This is a genomic window from Curvivirga aplysinae, assembly GCF_009711445.1.
GTDB classification, from domain to species: Bacteria; Pseudomonadota; Alphaproteobacteria; order UBA8366; family Aestuariispiraceae; genus Curvivirga; species Curvivirga aplysinae.
Genome location: NZ_SMMC01000215.1, coordinates 59,959 through 78,075 on the forward strand (window position 1 = coordinate 59,959; position 18,117 = coordinate 78,075).

16 protein-coding genes are annotated in these 18,117 nt (G+C 42.4%); 8 read left to right on the top strand and 8 right to left on the bottom strand.

The genetic code is table 11. The features are described from left to right. Window positions 1-12: 12 nt before the first annotated feature. Together pseC and pseB are read right to left on the bottom strand one after the other, a co-directional pair. Window positions 13-1,239, bottom strand: coding sequence for a UDP-4-amino-4,6-dideoxy-N-acetyl-beta-L-altrosamine transaminase (pseC, locus tag E1160_RS16615; protein WP_155157267.1), 1,227 nt, complete (start codon window positions 1,237-1,239; stop codon window positions 13-15). Then, the gene (pseB, locus tag E1160_RS16620) at window positions 1,236-2,297 is read right to left on the bottom strand and encodes a UDP-N-acetylglucosamine 4,6-dehydratase (inverting) (RefSeq protein WP_235914194.1); all 1,062 of its coding nucleotides are present in this window, start codon (window positions 2,295-2,297) and stop codon (window positions 1,236-1,238) included. Before pseB ends, pseC begins: the two co-directional genes overlap by 4 nt. Before the next feature lie 207 nt (window positions 2,298-2,504). Here pseB and E1160_RS16625 point away from each other — a divergent pair, with 207 nt between their 5' ends. The 6 genes from E1160_RS16625 (at window position 2,505) to E1160_RS16650 (ending at window position 8,428) form a co-directional block, all read left to right on the top strand. After that, window positions 2,505-3,359, top strand: a complete 855-nt coding sequence (locus E1160_RS16625; protein WP_155157269.1) for an OmpA family protein — start codon at window positions 2,505-2,507, stop codon at window positions 3,357-3,359. Window positions 3,360-3,514: 155 nt separating this feature from the next. Continuing rightward, window positions 3,515-4,189 carry a pyridoxamine 5'-phosphate oxidase family protein gene (locus tag E1160_RS16630; protein ID WP_218048975.1) on the top strand — a complete coding sequence of 225 codons (675 nt, stop codon included), beginning with the start codon at window positions 3,515-3,517 and terminating at the stop codon, window positions 4,187-4,189. Between the two features lie 88 nt (window positions 4,190-4,277). Next, entirely contained in the window at window positions 4,278-4,670 is a 393-nt protein-coding gene (gene apaG, locus E1160_RS16635) for a Co2+/Mg2+ efflux protein ApaG (protein ID WP_328597171.1), read from the top strand. Between the two features lie 195 nt (window positions 4,671-4,865). Then, the gene (folE, locus tag E1160_RS16640; protein ID WP_155157275.1) at window positions 4,866-5,483 is read left to right on the top strand and encodes a GTP cyclohydrolase I FolE; all 618 of its coding nucleotides are present in this window, start codon (window positions 4,866-4,868) and stop codon (window positions 5,481-5,483) included. Between the two features lie 124 nt (window positions 5,484-5,607). Further along, a complete protein-coding gene (locus tag E1160_RS16645) occupies window positions 5,608-7,062 on the top strand; it encodes a TrkH family potassium uptake protein (protein WP_235914196.1) in 1,455 nt (484 codons plus the stop codon). Between the two features lie 22 nt (window positions 7,063-7,084). Continuing rightward, window positions 7,085-8,428, top strand: coding sequence for a deoxyguanosinetriphosphate triphosphohydrolase (locus E1160_RS16650; RefSeq protein WP_155157277.1), 1,344 nt, complete (start codon window positions 7,085-7,087; stop codon window positions 8,426-8,428). A 14-nt stretch (window positions 8,429-8,442) separates the two neighbouring features. Here E1160_RS16650 and E1160_RS16655 read toward each other — a convergent pair whose 3' ends face one another. The 5 genes from E1160_RS16655 to E1160_RS16675 all read right to left on the bottom strand — a co-directional run bounded on the left by E1160_RS16655 (window position 8,443) and on the right by E1160_RS16675 (window position 14,436). After that, a complete protein-coding gene (locus E1160_RS16655) occupies window positions 8,443-9,468 on the bottom strand; it encodes a methyl-accepting chemotaxis protein (protein ID WP_218048977.1) in 1,026 nt (341 codons plus the stop codon). Next, window positions 9,434-10,393, bottom strand: coding sequence for a cache domain-containing protein (locus tag E1160_RS16660; protein ID WP_155157281.1), 960 nt, complete (start codon window positions 10,391-10,393; stop codon window positions 9,434-9,436). The genes E1160_RS16655 and E1160_RS16660 overlap by 35 nt, the downstream gene beginning before the upstream one ends. Window positions 10,394-10,517: 124 nt before the next feature. Continuing rightward, the gene (locus E1160_RS16665) at window positions 10,518-11,882 is read right to left on the bottom strand and encodes a glutamate--cysteine ligase (protein ID WP_155157284.1); all 1,365 of its coding nucleotides are present in this window, start codon (window positions 11,880-11,882) and stop codon (window positions 10,518-10,520) included. Window positions 11,883-11,934: 52 nt separating this feature from the next. Further along, a complete protein-coding gene (locus E1160_RS16670; protein ID WP_155157286.1) occupies window positions 11,935-12,690 on the bottom strand; it encodes a 16S rRNA (uracil(1498)-N(3))-methyltransferase in 756 nt (251 codons plus the stop codon). A 165-nt stretch (window positions 12,691-12,855) separates the two neighbouring features. Beyond that, complete coding sequence (locus E1160_RS16675; protein ID WP_218048976.1) at window positions 12,856-14,436, bottom strand: ABC transporter substrate-binding protein; 1,581 nt, start codon at window positions 14,434-14,436, stop codon at window positions 12,856-12,858. Between the two features lie 261 nt (window positions 14,437-14,697). Between E1160_RS16675 and ubiA the strand changes: the two genes are divergently transcribed. Next, window positions 14,698-15,651, top strand: coding sequence for a 4-hydroxybenzoate octaprenyltransferase (gene ubiA / locus E1160_RS16680; RefSeq protein ID WP_155157290.1), 954 nt, complete (start codon window positions 14,698-14,700; stop codon window positions 15,649-15,651). Further along, a complete protein-coding gene (locus E1160_RS16685; RefSeq protein WP_328597170.1) occupies window positions 15,641-16,348 on the top strand; it encodes a class I SAM-dependent methyltransferase in 708 nt (235 codons plus the stop codon). The genes ubiA and E1160_RS16685 overlap by 11 nt, the downstream gene beginning before the upstream one ends. Before the next feature lie 70 nt (window positions 16,349-16,418). Here E1160_RS16685 and E1160_RS16690 read toward each other — a convergent pair whose 3' ends face one another. Further along, the gene (locus E1160_RS16690) at window positions 16,419-17,999 is read right to left on the bottom strand and encodes an ABC transporter substrate-binding protein (RefSeq protein ID WP_155157292.1); all 1,581 of its coding nucleotides are present in this window, start codon (window positions 17,997-17,999) and stop codon (window positions 16,419-16,421) included. Between the last annotated feature and the right edge of the window lie 118 nt (window positions 18,000-18,117).

Here is an 18,117-nt window from a genome sequence, read left to right on the forward strand (position 1 = left end):
ACCAAGACATTATTAAGCGTCATGGTTCCCATCCCGCAAAACAGTGATGAGTTGGCGAATTACATAATCTTGTTCATCAAATGATAAACCAGAAAATAAAGGTAAAGATAATTCAGCTTTATAATAGCTATCCGCATTTGGATAAGAACAATCCTCAGACTTCTCCACCCAATATGGATGTGAAGGAATAGGCCAGTAATGTACCTGTGTTCCAATTCTTGCTGCTTTTAATTTTTGAATAACTGTTTCACGATTAATCTCCAGTCGATCAAAATCAATAAAAACAGGATATAAATGCCAACATGGGTTTTGATGGTAGGCTTTAGGTAAAGTTCTCAATAAATCAGGATAAGCTGAGAAAGCCCGATCATATCGCCCAACTAGTGTTTCTCTTTCAGCTTTTAGCTTCGTTAATTTCTTAAGTTGTGAGGAAGCTAACGCACATAAAATATCTGGAGCTCTATAATTATACCCAAGAACATGCATTTCCCTATGCCAAGATGCACCGCTATCTTTTGCATCACCAGGCATAGCAACAAATTGATCCGGATACATTTCAAGACCATGATTTCGATATTGGTCAGTTTTAGATTTGAATTCATTCGAATTCGTAGTCACAGCCCCACCTTCACCCATAGCAATGTTTTTAACGGGGTGAAACGAGAAACAACAAAGATCGGAATGGGCACATTGTCCTACCTGATAGGCCTGTCCATAAATATCATAACTGCTGCCCAAAGCATGGCATGCATCCTCAACCAAGATCAAAGAATGTTTTTTCGCAAAAGCCGACGCCATTTCCATATTAACCAATTGTCCGTTTAGATGAACAACAGATAGAGCCTTTAAACGATTGGGGTCAGCCTTTTGGGCAGCTTCCTTCAATCCGTTTTCAGTGACCAAGCCTGTTTGATGATCCACATCTGCAAATATAACATCTGCTCCGCACATAGCTGCCGCATTTGCCGTGGCACAAAAAGACACAGCAGGAACAATAACCTGATCCCCTTTATCCAGCCCTAACGCTAGATAAGCTAAATGCAAAGCCGCAGTTCCACTATTACAAACAGAGGCATACATGGCCCCTGTCTTATCCGTGAGTAACGCTTCAAATTCTAAAACAGCAGGTCCTGTAGTTAAAAAATCACCTTTCAAGACATCAACTACAGCCGTAATGTCTTCCTCATCAATACTGGGGCGGCCATAAGGAATAAATCTATCAGGGCAAAATGCACTCATGCTGTGAAACCAAACTTCTGCAAGAGATTCTGTAATTCAGCCATAGATAAGAAATGAGGATTCCTATGGCTGGAATATTCGAAATCTTCTGCGACAAATTCATAACCATCTTCGGTAAAACTTCTACGTTCAAAATAAGGGGAAATTGGTTCTAGCACATATCTATCCCCAAAATCTAAGGTCTGTCTCGTATCTTCCAAAGATATCATGGCTTCATGCATTTTCTCCCCTGGCCTAATTCCTACGATCTCCTGCTCCATATTCGGGGCAATTGCTTTAGCCAAGTCAGGAATACGAAAACTCTTAATCTTTGGAACAAATATCTCACCGCCACGCATCATTAATAAATTTGACAGCACAAAATCCACTGCTTGAGGCAAGCTAATCATGAATCTTGTCATACGCGCATCTGTGATGGGTAAAGTAGCTTTGTTTTGATCTCTTAAGCCGCAAAAGAAAGGGACTACGCTTCCACGTGACCCCAACACATTACCATATCGCACGACAGAAAATCTTGTCGCGCGACTACCGGACAGACTATTCGCAGCAACAACCAATTTATCTGCTGCCAACTTTGTTGCGCCATATAAGTTAACAGGCACGCATGCCTTATCAGTCGAAAGCGCGATGACTTTCTGCACATTATTCTTCAAGCAAGCTGTCATCACATTTTCTGTACCTAGAATATTGGTTCTAACACATTCAAACGGGTTATATTCTGCGGTTGGAACTTGTTTCAAAGCAGCCGCATGTATAACAAAATCAACATCTTGAAATGCAATTTCCAGACGACTCAGATCACGCACATCACCAATAAAGAAGCGCACGCGCGGGTTATCTCGAAAAGGATATTCCTGCTGCATGTCAAATTGCTTCATTTCATCTCGTGAAAATATGATCAATCGTTTTGGTGACAACAAATCTAATATTCGTGTAGCAAAAGCTTTACCAAATGATCCTGTACCACCTGTTATCAAGATAGTTTTATTTTCCAACAAAGAACGAATATCGGAAATTTCACTATCCCTAAGAGTTTCAAAAATTTCTGCAGTCGTCATCTAACATTTCCGATAAAAGATCATTAAACTAAAATAACAAATTACTGTCATTTCTTAAATTATCATAGATTCTGTATTTCCTGCCAATAAGATAATCCTCCCCTAGCAGAAGTTATCCTTTGCCCCGAAATGGCCTAATTTGAGCCCTGAAATTGCCCTCTCTATCCTTCATAACCAAACCTGCATCAAATTGAAAAGGAAATAGTTATGAAACCAAACAGCAAATTCATTACCCATCCCGTTATCGCCTTAGCAGGCCTATTAACTCTCAATGCTTGTCTATATACCGATATTGCAAATGTGGAAAACCTGCGTGCGACCCAAGTTAACCAAAATAATAATCTCGCTTTTGAAAAAGCCCTCGCTCAAGAATATAAACGCCTCGCGCTGTATGAAGCGGATGAAATGTATGACACCACTGATGCAGGTACTTTTGCGGCAAAAGGACTTGCTGCGAATAAAGGGGAACGTCCATTACCAGAGAAACCAGAAAACTGGGATTTGAATTTTGGGGTTGAACGTTTGGAAAATGCGCGAATGCGCTTAACAGCCCTGATGGCGCGTGATGCTGCATATCGTGCGCCGCATCTATCTGCCCAAGCTCAGGCCAGTTTTGATTGCTGGGTAGAGCAAATGGAAGAAGGATGGCAATGGGATCATATTGAATATTGTCAAACAAACTTCCAACAAGCCGCGATCAAACTGGAAAAAAAACTTGCCGACCCGCATCGTGTTTCTTTTGAGGTGAATGAAGCACGCCTTAATCATCTAAAAACATCGCAAATCATGCAAATCGCCGAGGAAGCAAAACGCCTAGATGCCCCATTAGCCTCTATCGTTGGTTATACTGATACCACAGGCAGTAAAGCCTACAACATGGAGCTTTCGTTGGCACGTGCAGATGAAGTTGCCTCCCTTCTTGTAATGGCAGGATACCCAGCAGATCGAATTGCAATTTCCGCTTATGGCGAAGACCGCCCTTTGATCAAAACGGCGGATGAAACATCACAAGCCGTCAATCGCCGCGTAGAAATCACCTTCTATCCCAATCAACAACTATAGCAACAAAGACACCTTTTCATGATGCATTAAAAGCTGGATCACATGATCCAGCTTTTAACTTACTCAAAGAATGGCTCTGACATTAAGTCAGGAATGGCACTTTAAATTCTCAGTATTTTCAATGCATGTTTCCCTCATCATACAAGGAAACGAAAATGACAGAGATCAAAAAAGACAGCCTGTATCCTATTACATCACGCAACCAGTTAAAGCGTGCTCACCAACGTGGCTCATACAATGCCCAAGATGTCTATGATATCTTGGATGCATCTTATTTATGCCATGTGGGCTACGTTATTGACGATCAACCTTATGTCACCCCAACCATCCATTGGCGAGTTGGGAACAAGATATATTGGCACGGATCATCAGCAAGCCGCATGATGAAATCTGCAACCATGGGCATGCCCGTCTCATTAACCGTCACCCTGTTTGATGGACTGGTTCTTGCTCGATCTGCTTTCAAGCATAGCGCCAATTATCGTTCTGCAATGGTTTTTGGGACGGCATCTATGATTACTGATCGTGATCAAAAAGTGGAGGCGCTCAATCAAATGATTGAACATCTTTATCCTGGCAGGCTTTCAGAGCTCCGAGAACATCATGAGCAAGAAATCAAAGCAACAATGGTTGCAGTTATGGAGATTGAAGAAGCATCGGCAAAAATTCGTAATGCCCCCGCGGAAGATGATTTAGAGGATATAGAAAAAATCGATGCTTGGACTGGTATTGTTCCACGCCACGAAATCTGGGATGCAGCCATTCCCGACCACACGCAATTAAAGGATCGCCCATCACCAAAATATCTAAATAAACTATACTCGCTATAAAACTATTTTCTGGTCTGGTCAGATTTTCTATTTTTGCTATACTCGTAATGATAAAAGCAAAAATAAGAGATGACCCATGCAACATGATATTTATGAAGCAGTTACCCAAGACATTAAAGTTTCAGTAGAACCTATTTATCTGGAGGACCAATCTTCACCAGAAAATGGTCACTATGTCTGGGCCTATAGTGTCAAAATAGAAAATAATGGGCAAAATCAGGTGCAACTTATCAATCGCCATTGGAAAATCACAGATGCCATGGGACGCTCCCAAGAAGTACGCGGCGCAGGTGTTGTTGGTGAACAGCCTGTATTAGACCCAGGTGAAAGTTACGAATATACGAGCGGCACACCACTTCAAACACCTTCAGGCTTTATGCATGGTGCTTATGAAATGGAAACGCCGGCTGGTGATATGCTAGAAGTCAAAATCCCAGCCTTTTCACTTGATAGCCCGTATGAACCACGTCAGGTGCATTAATTTTTCACCCCTCTGATCTGATTAAGTTTCTTGAACGTAGGAAGACGTGTTCAATCAATTCAACTTCGCAGATAAGTAAGTTGAAAAAATAAATTATGGAATCATTGGAATTCTCTTGAATTCTGCCAATCACAACGCTATATGGCCTTTGGTTGACCATTGGGTGGAGCCAATTTGGATTAAGGAATAAAAATCATGTCTGTTGCTGCAAATACAAACGCTATTCGTAATGCATATGAAGAAGTTACCCGTGAAGAAGCCGAAGCGGCGGTAAAAGTTTTACTTCGTTGGGCTGGCGATGATCCAGAACGCGAAGGTTTATTGGGTACACCTGATCGTGTTGTTCGTGCTTTTGAAGAATATTTTGTAGGTTATTCCGAAGATCCTGCAAAAGTACTCGGCCGGACATTCGAAGAAACAGATGGCTATGACGAAATGGTTTTGTTGCGCGATATTCCATTTGAATCCCATTGCGAACATCACCTAGCACCCATTTTGGGCAAAGCGCATGTTGCTTACCTCCCAAAGAACCGCGTTGTTGGTATCTCTAAATTGGCACGTGTTGTGGACATCTATGCGAAACGTCTTCAAATCCAAGAAACAATGACGGCGCAAATCGCCAATGTCATTACGGAAGTTCTTGATCCAAAAGGTGTTGCGGTTGTGATCCAAGCAAACCACCAATGCATGAGCACACGTGGCGTTCATAAAAAAGGCGTAGATATGGTGACAAGCCGCATGACAGGTTTGTTCCGTACAGATCCTCGCACACGTACAGAATTTCTTGATCTTGCAGGTGTTAACCGTCTGTAAGGAAGCAATATTTTCAACAGATATAATTGTTTTTCAACATCGACTGATCTGTTGATACGTGATAAAAACCAAACCGACCTTTGTGAAAGCAAGGTCGGTTTTGTGTTTCTAAGGGGTTTTCACATTGCTTCTGGATTTTAGGCCTATCGTCTTTGTAACAGGCGTATTGTTAAGCATGATTGCAATAGCCATGCTTGTTCCAACTATGGTTGACCTCATTGTAGGCAACAAGGATTGGCAAGTTTTTCTTCTTTCTAGTGGCTTTACCATGTTCACAGCTGGCTTGATGATCCTGACCACCAGACAGGAAAGTAAAAGCCTGAATATTCGTCAAGCCTTCGTAATGACCACTATGGTATGGATCATCTTACCTGCTTTTTCTGCTTTACCATTCTTGGCAGCCGATGCGTTAAACCTTTCTTATACTGATGCTTTTTTTGAAGCCATGTCCGGCTTGACCACGACAGGATCAACTGTTGTCTCTGGTCTTGAATCCGCACCTCCCGGGATATTGATGTGGCGATCCATCCTGCAATGGATGGGCGGCGTCGGGATTGTCGTCATGGCGATCTCTATTCTGCCAATGTTACAAATTGGTGGTATGCAGCTTTTCCGCATGGAATTTTCTGATCGTATTGAAAAAGCTCTTCCACGCGCAGCTCAAATTGGCACATGGATTTTTGCGATCTATATCGGACTCAGCACTATCTGTGCTTATCTTTTCTGGTTAGCTGGTATGACTGCCTTTGATGCAATTAATCATGCAATGACCACGGTCGCAACTGGTGGCTTTTCCACACATGACGCTTCTTTCGGCTATTTCCAAAGTGCCAAGATCGAAGCAATCTCAACTATCTTTATGATATTGGGGTCTCTACCTTTCCTTCTATATTTGCAGTTATTAAGAAAAGACTGGAAGCCATTTTTTGAAGATACTCAGGTAAGATGGTTCTTCGGAATTTTGGGAACTGCCATTGGCTTGATGACGGGATATTTGATGGTTCAACAAGGTTATAGCTTCCTTGAATCATTACGCCATACATCGTTTAACGTCGTTAGTATTATGACCGGTACTGGCTTTGCGTCTACCGATTATAGCCTATGGGGCGCCTTCGCGATGCCTTTATTCTTCCTTATTATGTTTATTGGAGGATGTGCGGGATCAACCACCTGTGGCATTAAAATCTTCCGCTTTCAGGTTTTATTTGAAACTGCCCGTACACAGATGCGTAGCCTTCTTCAACCAAATGGCGTTTTCATTTCATACTATAATGGCAAACCAATTCCCGAGCAGGTTTCAACATCTGTTATGGCTTTCTTCTTCATGTTTGCTGCTATTTTTGCCCTTCTTGCCATGGCATTGGGTTTATTAGGCATGGACTTTATTACAGCAACCAGTGCGGCAGGTACTGCGCTTGCAAATGTGGGACCCGGTCTTGGTGAAATGATTGGCCCTTCTGGTAATTTCTCTCAACTACCTGATTCAGCAAAATGGCTACTTTCTCTCGGCATGCTTTTAGGACGACTAGAAATCTTCACCGTTTTAATTCTGTTCACCAGCCATTTCTGGAAAGATTAAAAAAATAAAAGGAAATAACGCAATGGTCATGTCTTGGGAAACGTTGTTGACAGATGAACGCCTGATAAAAGGTAAAACAACTGTTGAAGCTGGACGTTCACCATTCCAAATAGATATTGATCGCATTTCTTTCTCTTCACCATTTCGTCGTCTCGCCAATAAAACTCAAGTTCATCCTTTGGCCGATGATGATCATACCCATAATCGCCTAACCCATAGCATCGAAGTATCGTTGGTCGGACGTTCGCTTGGCACTGTTATTGGGGAAAAGATATTAGAGAAACATCCTGAGCTTGATCTCAGTCGTGATGAAATTGGCTATATCATTCAGGCTGCATGTCTGGCACATGATATTGGAAATCCACCTTATGGGCATGCAGGGGAAAGCGCGATTGGTGAATGGTTCGCAAAATATTTCACCGCAAATCCAGATATTGCCCAACAACTTACCGACGCCCAAAAAACGGACCTAACTTTGTTTGAAGGCAATGCCCAAGGCTTTCGTATCCTCACCCATTTAGAGATGTATAAAACAGGAGGAGGCATGCGCCTCACGAATGCTGTTCTTGCAACTTTCTCTAAATATACCTGTGCCTCTCATATCAAAAAGGAAGAAGCTGCAGGTTATATCGGGGCAAAGAAATTTGGCTTTAATCAAGCGGAACTGCCTTTCTTTACTGAGGTGGCGGAAAAAACAGGCCTCCCTCGTATCAAAGAAGGTATGGATGCTTGGAAACGTCATCCCTTCGCCTATCTAGTAGAAGCAGCAGATGACATTTGTTATCGCATTATTGATTTGGAAGATGGATTTCAATTGGGTGATCTTGAATTTGAAGAAGTGAAAGAAATTCTTTATCCAATTGCTGCGAATAATCCCTATTTCAAACTGAATGAAGATCAAACGCATCTTGAACAAGTTGGACATATGCGGGCTATGGCCATTGGTGAATGCACCAAAGAAATACCACAAGTCTTTATGAAATTTGAAGATGACTTGTTAGCGGGTACATTCGAAGGTGACTTAATCGGAAATTCTATATTCGCAAATGCCTTTGAAGCAGCAGGTCAACTCTGCAAAGAAAAGCTGTTTAAAACCGAAAGCAAAGCAACACGCGAATTAGGCGGATATGCCGTGATTGAGTCTTTGCTTAATAAAGCAGTTCCTGCGGCGATAGCTGTCGCGCATGGAGATAAGATTTCACACTATAATCAGCAAGTCTGTACCCTAATCGCATCTAACTTTATTGAGCGAAATAAAGACGCCAGCCTTTACGAAATACTGCTGCAAGTCACAGATTTTATTTCTGGCATGACCGACCGATATGCTTTTAGTTTGCATAAGAAATTAAGTGGAACAGACATATAAATATATCGACTTATTTAGGTTGCAGCTTCATTCTTAATACGTGCCAAGAAGGAACCTAATCTTTCATTTAAATTTTGCGCCAACGTTTTCAGATTGTCCGACGCTTCCAGAACTTCTTTGGAGCGGCCAATATTCCCCTGAACACCAACTTCAACCTCGGCAACAGTCGACGAAACCAGCCCTACATCCTGCGCCGTTTGCGCCGCTCGTGATGCAATTTCATTTGTTGCCGCCCCCTGCTGTTCAACAGCAGCCGCAATCATATTAGATGATTCCTGTAGCTTGGTAATCACATCATTAATTTGAGTAATTCCATTTACGGTACCGTCCGTGGCTGAAACAATAGAATTAATTTGTTCGCCAATTTTTGCTGTTGCACTAGCTGTCTGACTTGCAAGACTTTTTACTTCACTCGCTACAACTGCGAAGCCTTTCCCTGCCTCCCCGGCGCGGGCTGCCTCAATCGTGGCATTCAAGGCCAATAGATTTGTTTGATCCGCAATATCAGAAATCAAATCGACGATTTGTGATATTTCACCAACTTGCGTTGACAACGCCTGTACATTCTCAGATGCAGCACTCCCAAAATCAACAGCATTTCTTGCATCTGTTGTTGAATTACTTACTTGCGACGAAATTTCAGAAATAGACACAGATAATTCTTCTGAGGCTGCCGCGACAGAATCCACATTGGTAGATATATTTTGTGAGGCATTGGCCGCACTTTCCGCATTTGACCCAACATCATGCGCAGATTTGGACATCATCTCAGCTAATCCTTGCAACTGATGTGAAGCCTCATCTACAGAACTCACAATGCTACCAACTTCTTGTTCGAAGGAATTAGCCATATCCAACAACCCTTGTTTGCGTTGTTGTTCTGATTGAATTTCAGCTTCTTCATGCTTCTTTTCAAGTTGCAGTTTCTCGATCGCATTGTTTTTAAAGATCAAGACAGCCTGCGTCATTGAAGAAATTTCATCTCGATTATCTTTTACCTCAAGCTCAACATCCAAGTTCCCACTCGCTAGGCTTTTCATGGCCCCTGTCAGAGAAACGACAGGGCGTGTCACTAAATATTTTATCAAAAGGCTCAGGACAATAATCACAAGAAATGGTTGACAAAACCCCTGCAACAACCGCGGTTAATCGAAACTCATTCGAGCTCGCAAATGCTTTATCTCTTTCGACAACAAATCCCAAATACCAATTTACGGTAGGGAGACCTTCTACTTTGAAAAACAGGAATATTTGTTCGGCGTCATAATTCACATTATTAACATTCATAGACACATCCGGTGTGTTTTCCGGATATATTTCCTTCATTGGTTTCAAGACATGTTCGGCATTTGGATGACTAATAACATCACCAAATTCGTTGACTAAAAAAGCGTATCCATCACCACCTAAATTTACCTGAGCTAAAATATCACTTAAAGTATCAATAACAATATCACCCCCTACAGCCCCATGAAACTTATTGCCATCCTGCACAGGGTAACTAATCGTTACAATTAAACTACCCGTTGCCGCATCCTGATAAGGTTCTGTTAAGACACCAGCTTTCGCATCGGATGCCGCCTTATACCAAGGTCGTATGCGGGGATCATAACCTTCCGGTAAAGGATCATTAGGTGACATAATCATTTCACCTTGCGCGCTACCAAAATACGTGAACGCAAACATATCGTTTAACGTTTTGTTATCTACCAAAATTCTAGCTTTTTGACTTGTCGGATCGGTTGCAACGTCTTGTGCTAACGCATTAACCAAAAGCGCCCGCCCACCCATCCAGTTCGAGATACTGCTGGTGGACAATCTACCTGTTTCTAATAATTCTGCCTTCAAATTTTCCGTTGTTGTTTGCTTCAACTCAGAGTCAAAATACAAAATGAATACTGCAAAAGCTAATACAACAACTGTAGAAGCCGCGATAAGAACCTTTAAACCAATGTTAAGTTTCATTATGCCCTCTTTTGGTAATGTTTAAAAACACTTACCCAACCCAAAAAGAGTAGCATCCTTTCAGAATATTACAAATTAATAATATAATAGTTTATTTGATCAAACCTGAAGCTTACTTCACTTCTTAATAAGCATGCTCTTCATAAAGCTTGCTTAAATCTCCATTCCAATCGCCATTATATTGATCAAGCAAGCGTTCAGCATGGGTTTTACCATATTCAACGACTTCTTCTAGAGCAGATAGGAAATGCTCTTCGCTTTCGCCCGACCAGTTTGCTTCGTTACGATTACGAAGGCCTTTCTTGGCAATTTTCAAAACATCGCGTGCGACATCACGCAACTTGCGACCATTCACAGTTGTATTCAATGCATGCATCGGCACATCATCACGCATCTTAGCGATATCTGCGACTGACCATTCTTTGATTAATGCTTCTGCTTCATTCAAAGCTTCGCCATCATAAAGCAGGCCAACCCAGAAAGCAGGTAGAGCACAAATATTACGCCATGGTCCGCCATCTGCGCCGCGCATTTCAATGAATTGTTTTAAGCGCACTTCCGGGAAAGCAGTTGTTAAATGATCATCCCAATCTTGTTGTGTCGGGATTTTACCTTCCCAACCAGTTAAATTGCCTGCCATATAATCTTTGAAAGACAAACCGGACACATCATTATAAATACCATCGCGATAGATGAAATACATCGGCACATCCAACATATAATCCACCCAGCGCTCAAATCCAAAACCATCTTCGAAGATGAAATCCAGCATACCACAACGATCATTATCCGTATCCGTCCAAGTATGTGAACGATAACTTAAATATCCGTTTGGTTTACCTTCTTTAAATGGGGAATTGGCAAATAAAGCTGTCGCAAGAGGTTGAAGCGCAAAAGAAACACGCATCTTACGCACCATGTCAGCTTCGTCTGCGAAATCCAGATTTACTTGCACGGTGGAAGTGCGGATCATCATGTCCAATCCCATGGTACCTTTTTTAGGCATATATTCACGCATAATCTTGTAGCGGCCCTTCGGCATCCAGCTTACATCTTCACGTTTCCATTGGGGATCAAAACCAAGGCCAAGCGCAACAGCCCCCATCTCGCCACAGATTTCTTTTACCTGTGTCAAATGACGATTGGTTTCAGAACAAGTTTGATGAATTGTTTGTAATGGTGCACCGGATAATTCAAACTGCCCACCGGGCTCCAAAGATACAGACGCGCCAGTATCATCCGTCAGGGCGATAACATGATCACCTTCATATACGGGTTTCCAGTCATAACGCTGTAAACCCTCCAACAAGGCACGAATGCCTGGGGTTCCTTCATAAGGTAACCGTTTGTGTGTTTTTGCATCAAAGATGAATTTTTCATGTTCAGTACCGATGCGCCAATCTTCAATTGGTTTACACCCTTTGGATAAAGTCGTGATCAGTTGGTCCTTACTTTCCAGCGGAACCATTTTTTTATTATCTACGGCCATAAGCTTGCCCTCTGCTACCGGTTTTATCCTGAGTATCTTTATATAGTTCTTATCACTCTCTATGAGGCGGGCGTGATTGCCAATCCCCACAAAAAGCCTGCCAACAGGATAATGCACTTAAAACTGCCGTTTCCGCGCGTAAAACCCGTGGCCCCAAACCAACCATGCTTATAAAAGGTTGATTGGAAAGGAATTCAAGCTCTGATACGGCAAAACCGCCCTCGGGTCCAATTAAAATTGCGGCCTTTTTGCCTTGGTGGGCGACAAACACTTTTTCCACAGCGTTAGCAGGCCCAGCCTCCGCGCAAACAAACAAATGGCGATCTTCTGGCCATTCTGCAAGGATATCTTCAAGTTTAGAAGGATTCTGAACCTCCGGCACATCTAGTCTTTCGCATTGCTCTGCGGCTTCGATCACAATTGCTTGAGCACGCTCCAATTTCATGCGTTCCGTATTACTATGCTTGGTAATAACAGGCTTGATTGCAGAGACGCCAAGCTCAGTCGCTTTTTGAAAAACCAGATCTGTTGCCGTTTTTTTCAATGGGGCAAATAACAGCCAAACATCAGGGGAGAATTCTTGTCCTCTTAATTGTTCGATAACTTGAGCTGATCCATTTTTCTTACCTAAATCTGAAATCTCTGCGGTCCATTCCCCATCTTGCCCATTAAACAGGATCAACTTTGCTCCAATTTGCAAACGCAACACAGAGCGCAAATAATGCGCCTGCCCTTGATCAAGTGAAACAGATGCACCTTTTAATAAAGGTATATCGATAAATAAACGGGTTTCAGCTTTCGGAGTCATTTATTGGATTTCTCTTTATGATCAGCAGTATTTTGTTTGGATCGCTTTGATATACAGCTAAAAGAATTCAGTAAATCTATATTCTTCTTTCTCCAACAGATTGAAGATAATAAAAAACCCCGCGACATGCACGGGGTTTTCTTCAAGTCAGTTAGTCGATTTAACTTAGCCGTCCAACCAAACTTTATGGGAACAGTTAAAGAAGCCCCCCATGGCACCAACCGGGTGCGGTTCAAACCCTTGAACACGTTCCCCCGTTGCTTCCAACTGGTTCTGGAATACAGGAATTGCCAAACCACCTTCTTCGTTCAATTGCTTCAACATATCGCAATACATTTCCTGACGTAATGTTTCGTTCAATTCTGCACGTGCTGCGATAATTTTGGCATCATATTCTGGACTACCCCATGTGGTTTCATTCCAGCCAGCCCCATCCATATGTGCTAATGTCAAGAAGGCATCAATGGTTGGACGACCATTCCAGCCAGACATGAAAATTGGCTGTTGCATCCATGTGTGAGACCAATACCCATCAGAAGGTGTTTTGGTTACAGTTACATCAATCGCCCCTTTAGCGCCTTGTTGATAGGTGTAAGCAATATCATTTGCCGCTGCGCCAGCCTCTTGGGATGTGAAGATTTCCAAAGATGTTACACCTGCTTTTTGGAAGTAGTGTTTCGCTTTGTCCAGATCATATTCAGCAGGTTTCACTTCCTCACAATACATTGGATAAGTAGGTCCAATAGGTGTATCAGCTGCAATTGTACCAATACCACTAAACACTTGTTTCAAGATCAGTTCACGATCCATCGCATGTTTAAAACCTTTACGGAAATTAATATCATTTGTCGGGGCACGGTCGCACATCATCGCAAAATTGGAAAATGTCCCTGTTGGAAGGTTATGCACATTAATCCCCGGCGCCTGAGACATCTTGCCAAATGTGGTTGGTGGAATATCACGTATCATATCCACATCACCTGAAAGAATCGCATTCAAGTTTGCAGTGCTATCCGGTACGGGAATAAATTCGATTCCATCCAAATATGGCATGCCATCCAAGAAATACTCATCAAAGCGTTCAAAATAAACCACTTCCCCAGGTAGGAACTCAACAATCTTAAATGGACCAGAACCAATTGCGCCTTTAGCAAAATCTTTTTGATCTGCCGGATGCACACATAGATGATAGTCAGACATGGTAATTGGCATATCCGCATTACCTGATTCCAAAGTAATCTTTAATGTTAGTTTATCAACTGCCTCAATGGAAGAGACACTTGCCAAGACAGCTTTTGCCGCAGATTCAGACCCTTCTGCTATATGTTTCGAAAATGAAGCAACCACATCATCCGCAGTAACATCCTGACCATTGTGGAATTTTGCCTTGCGTAATTTGAACGTCCAGACTTTTGCCGTTGGATCCACATCCCAACTTTCAGCCAAATCACCTTCGACAGTTAAGTCAGCTTTTTGACGTGTTAAGCGGCTATAAAGTTGATTTGCATAAATCGCATCAGTCGCCGAAATCATGCGTACTGGTTCTAACGTATCTGCAGTATTACCTTCTGCAATTCTTAGAACGCCACCTCGTTTTGGCGCTGCTGCATGCACAGGACCAGCCACTGTTAAAATGCTACTTGCTACAGGTGCCGCCACACCTAAAGCACCTGCAGCTTTCATAAAACCACGACGACTTAAAGCATTGAATTTATATTGCTTCACCAATGTATCTAGATCAGACATGAAAACACCCTTCCAGTTCAATTTAAATCTTTTCATTAATTTGAGGAGGAGCTTCTCTCCCCAATAGGTGCTAATCCTAGTAGGTAAAAATAAACGTAGCTTAAAGTAAAAAATATTTGGTGTTTCGTTTAATATTTTATACCCTTAGCCTCCAATGACAGCAGTTTAAATGTTCATAAAATGCTTTTATCTTGGCGAAACAATCTTTATCGGCTAAATGCTTCCCATAAGATAAATGTTCAGTTTCAGGATAGCAAAAGCATGAGTGAAGATAGCAAAATACCTGCGGATGCCAGTGACATTCCGAAAAAGGGGTGGATTTATTGGCTGCCTGCTTCTTGGCAACCATATGCAAAGCTCGCACGTTTGGATCGCCCTATCGGGACTTGGTTACTTCTGCTTCCTACTTGGTGGGGATTAGCTTTGGCAACCGCTGTAAACCCTGACATAAAATCTTCGGAAACAGTCTATAATTTTCCTGATATTACTTATGCAATTCTATTTGGTATTGGCGCGCTTGTTATGCGTGGTGCAGGATGTACATGGAATGATATTTCCGACCAAGACTTTGATAAAAAAGTTGCCCGTACAGCCGATCGCCCGTTACCGTCTGGCGAAGTCACAACGAAACAAGCTATTATCTTTTTAATTGCCCAATGTCTGATCGGTTTCTTTATCCTACTTCAATTTAACCTTATAACTCAGATTATCGGCGCATCAGCTTTATTCCTTGTGATCGCCTATCCATTCATGAAACGCATAACTTACTGGCCGCAAGCTTGGTTAGGCTTGACTTTTAACTGGGGTATTTTAGTAGGTTGGGCTTCTATCTATGGTGATTTGCACACCGCTGTCTTTACCTTATATACCGCGGGTATTTTTTGGACGTTAGGATATGACACAATTTATGCCCATCAGGACAAAGAAGACGATGCATTAGTAGGTGTTAAATCTACGGCTTTAAAACTTGGCGAAAACACGCGTATAGCTGTCATTTTCTTCTACGCTGCTACACTAGGACTTATTGGCGTGACTGGGTATTTATTAACGCTCCCTGTGTATTTCTGGATAGCACTTGGTTTGAGTGGCTTGCATATGATTTGGCAAATTTATCGTCTAGATATTAACAACCCTGATCGCTGCCTCGCCCTCTTTAAAGCAAATAAGAATTTCGGCTTTATTATTTTACTAGGATTTATCGCCAGTGGACTATGATTACTATCACGATGATCAAGATGCATTGCGTCAATTAATTCGCGAAAACACCAACCTTGAATCCCCACGTTTGTTACCGGAAATCCTATTGCATCTAGCTGTAGAAGATTTGCCGTTATGGCGCATGGGTGAAATGGAGCTTCAAGAAATCGGCTTAGGGACGCCTTTCTGGGCTTTCGCTTGGGCCGGCGGACAAGCCCTAAGCCGTCACATTCTTGATAATCCTTCACTTGTTGCCGGTAAAAGAGTTCTGGATTTCGGAAGTGGCTCCGGTATGGTTGCGATGGCCGCCACAATGGCGGGGGCATTTGAAGTCACCGCTACAGACATCGATCCTGTCGCAGCAATTGCCATGCAAATGAATGCAGAAGAAAATAATTGTTATTTTGATATCTCTACTGACGATGTCGTTGGTGACTACGGAGATTGGGATGTGATTCTAGTCGGCGATGTTTGTTACGACGCTGATATTGCACGCGCAGTTATTCCTTGGATTAAATCTTTAGCACAAGACGGACGAGACGTATTAATCGGTGATCCCGGCCGTTTTTATCTACCAAAACTTGGCCTTAAAAAAATTGCTAAATACGCATCTGAAACGACCAGCCTGATGGAAGATACTGATCTACGAAATGCACAGGTATGGTCGATTGATCTAGAAAAAATTGGTTGCAGTAGTAATGCCGAGGACTATTAAGCCTTTTGACTAATCAAAAAGCCCCGTGCGTAACACGAGGCTTTTTTTAATTCAGACAGAGTGGCTACGTTTAAGAATCCAACCAAACTTTGTGTGAACAGTTGAAGAAGCCACCCATCGCACCAACTGAATGAGGCTCAAATCCTTTCACACGCTCCGATGTTGCTTCCAACGCATTTGAGAATACAGGGTTTGCAAAACCACCTTCTTCATTCAATTGCGATAACAGATCATGATACATTTCTGCGCGTTTTGATTCATCTAGTTCAGCACGTGCAGCAATGATCTTCGCATCATATTCCGGGCTTCCCCAGACGGTTTCGTTCCAACCGCCACCATCCATATGGGCAATGGTCAAGAAGGCATCAACTGTTGGACGCGCATTCCAGCCAGACATACAAATTGGCTGTTGCATCCATGTATGGGACCAATAACCATCCGCTGGTGTTTTGGTCACAGTGACATCCAACGCACCTTGTGCACCTTGCTGATATGTATAAGCAACATCATTCGCAGCAGCCCCCGCTTCTTCAGAAGTGAAAATCTCCATCGAAGAAATTCCCGCCTTCTTGAAATAATGTTTTGCTTTATCCAAATCATATTCCAACGGCTTCACGTCTGCACTGAAATAACGATATGTTGGGCCAATTGGTGTATCATTAGAAATTGTACCAATACCACTATACGCCTGCTTCAAGATCAACTCACGATCCATTGCATGTTTAAAACCTTTACGGAAATTAATATCATTTGTCGGGGCACGGTCGCACATCAACACAAAATTAGCAAAGGAGCCGGTAGGGATATTATATACTGTAATACCTGGCGCTTGAGACATTTTATCAAATGCAGCGGGGGAAATGTCATGGATCATGTCCACATCACCAGAAAGAATAGCATTTAAGTTTGCTGTACTATCTGGGACCGGAATAAACTCAAGCCCATCCAAATATGGCATACCATCCAAGAAGTATTCGTCAAAGCGCTCGAAATACATAACTTCGCCTGGACGGAACTCAGCAATTTTAAACGGACCGGAACCAATCGCACCTGCACCAAAGTCTGTTTGGCCCGCTGGATGTACACAGAGGTGATAGTCGGACAATGTGATTGGCATGTCCGCATTACCGGATTCCAATGTGATACGAACTGTCAGTTTATCGACAGCTTCTATGGACTTCACACCGGATAGAATTGCTTTCGCCGCAGATTCAGAACCTTCTGCAGTATGTAATGCGAAGGAAGCTTTCACGTCTTCCGCCGTTACATCTGCACCATTATGGAACTTTGCTTTACGTAATTTAAATGTCCAAATTGTCGCTGTTGGATCCACATCCCAGCTTTCAGCCAAATCTCCTTCAACTGACAAGTCAGCTTTAAAACGTGTTAGACGGCTATAAACCTGATTGGCGTATAGAGCATCTGTTGTAGATGTCATACGCACTGGTTCAAGTGTATCAGCAGTGTTACCTTCAGCAATACGCAAAACTCCACCACGTTTTGGTGTCGCTGCATATGCTGGACCTGCCATAGTCAGGATGCTGCTTGCCGCTGGTGCTGCAACACCCAAAGCACCTGCCCCTTTAATAAAGCCACGACGGCTTAAGGCATTGAATTTGTATTGCTTCACGAGTGAATCAAGATCAGACATGGAAACTCCCTTTCCCGTTATTTCATATTTATTTCTATATTTATTATATCGTGTCTTTTAGAGACACAAATTTAGTTTATAAGGTAAATATAAGTCGATTTGACTAAAAACGACAAGC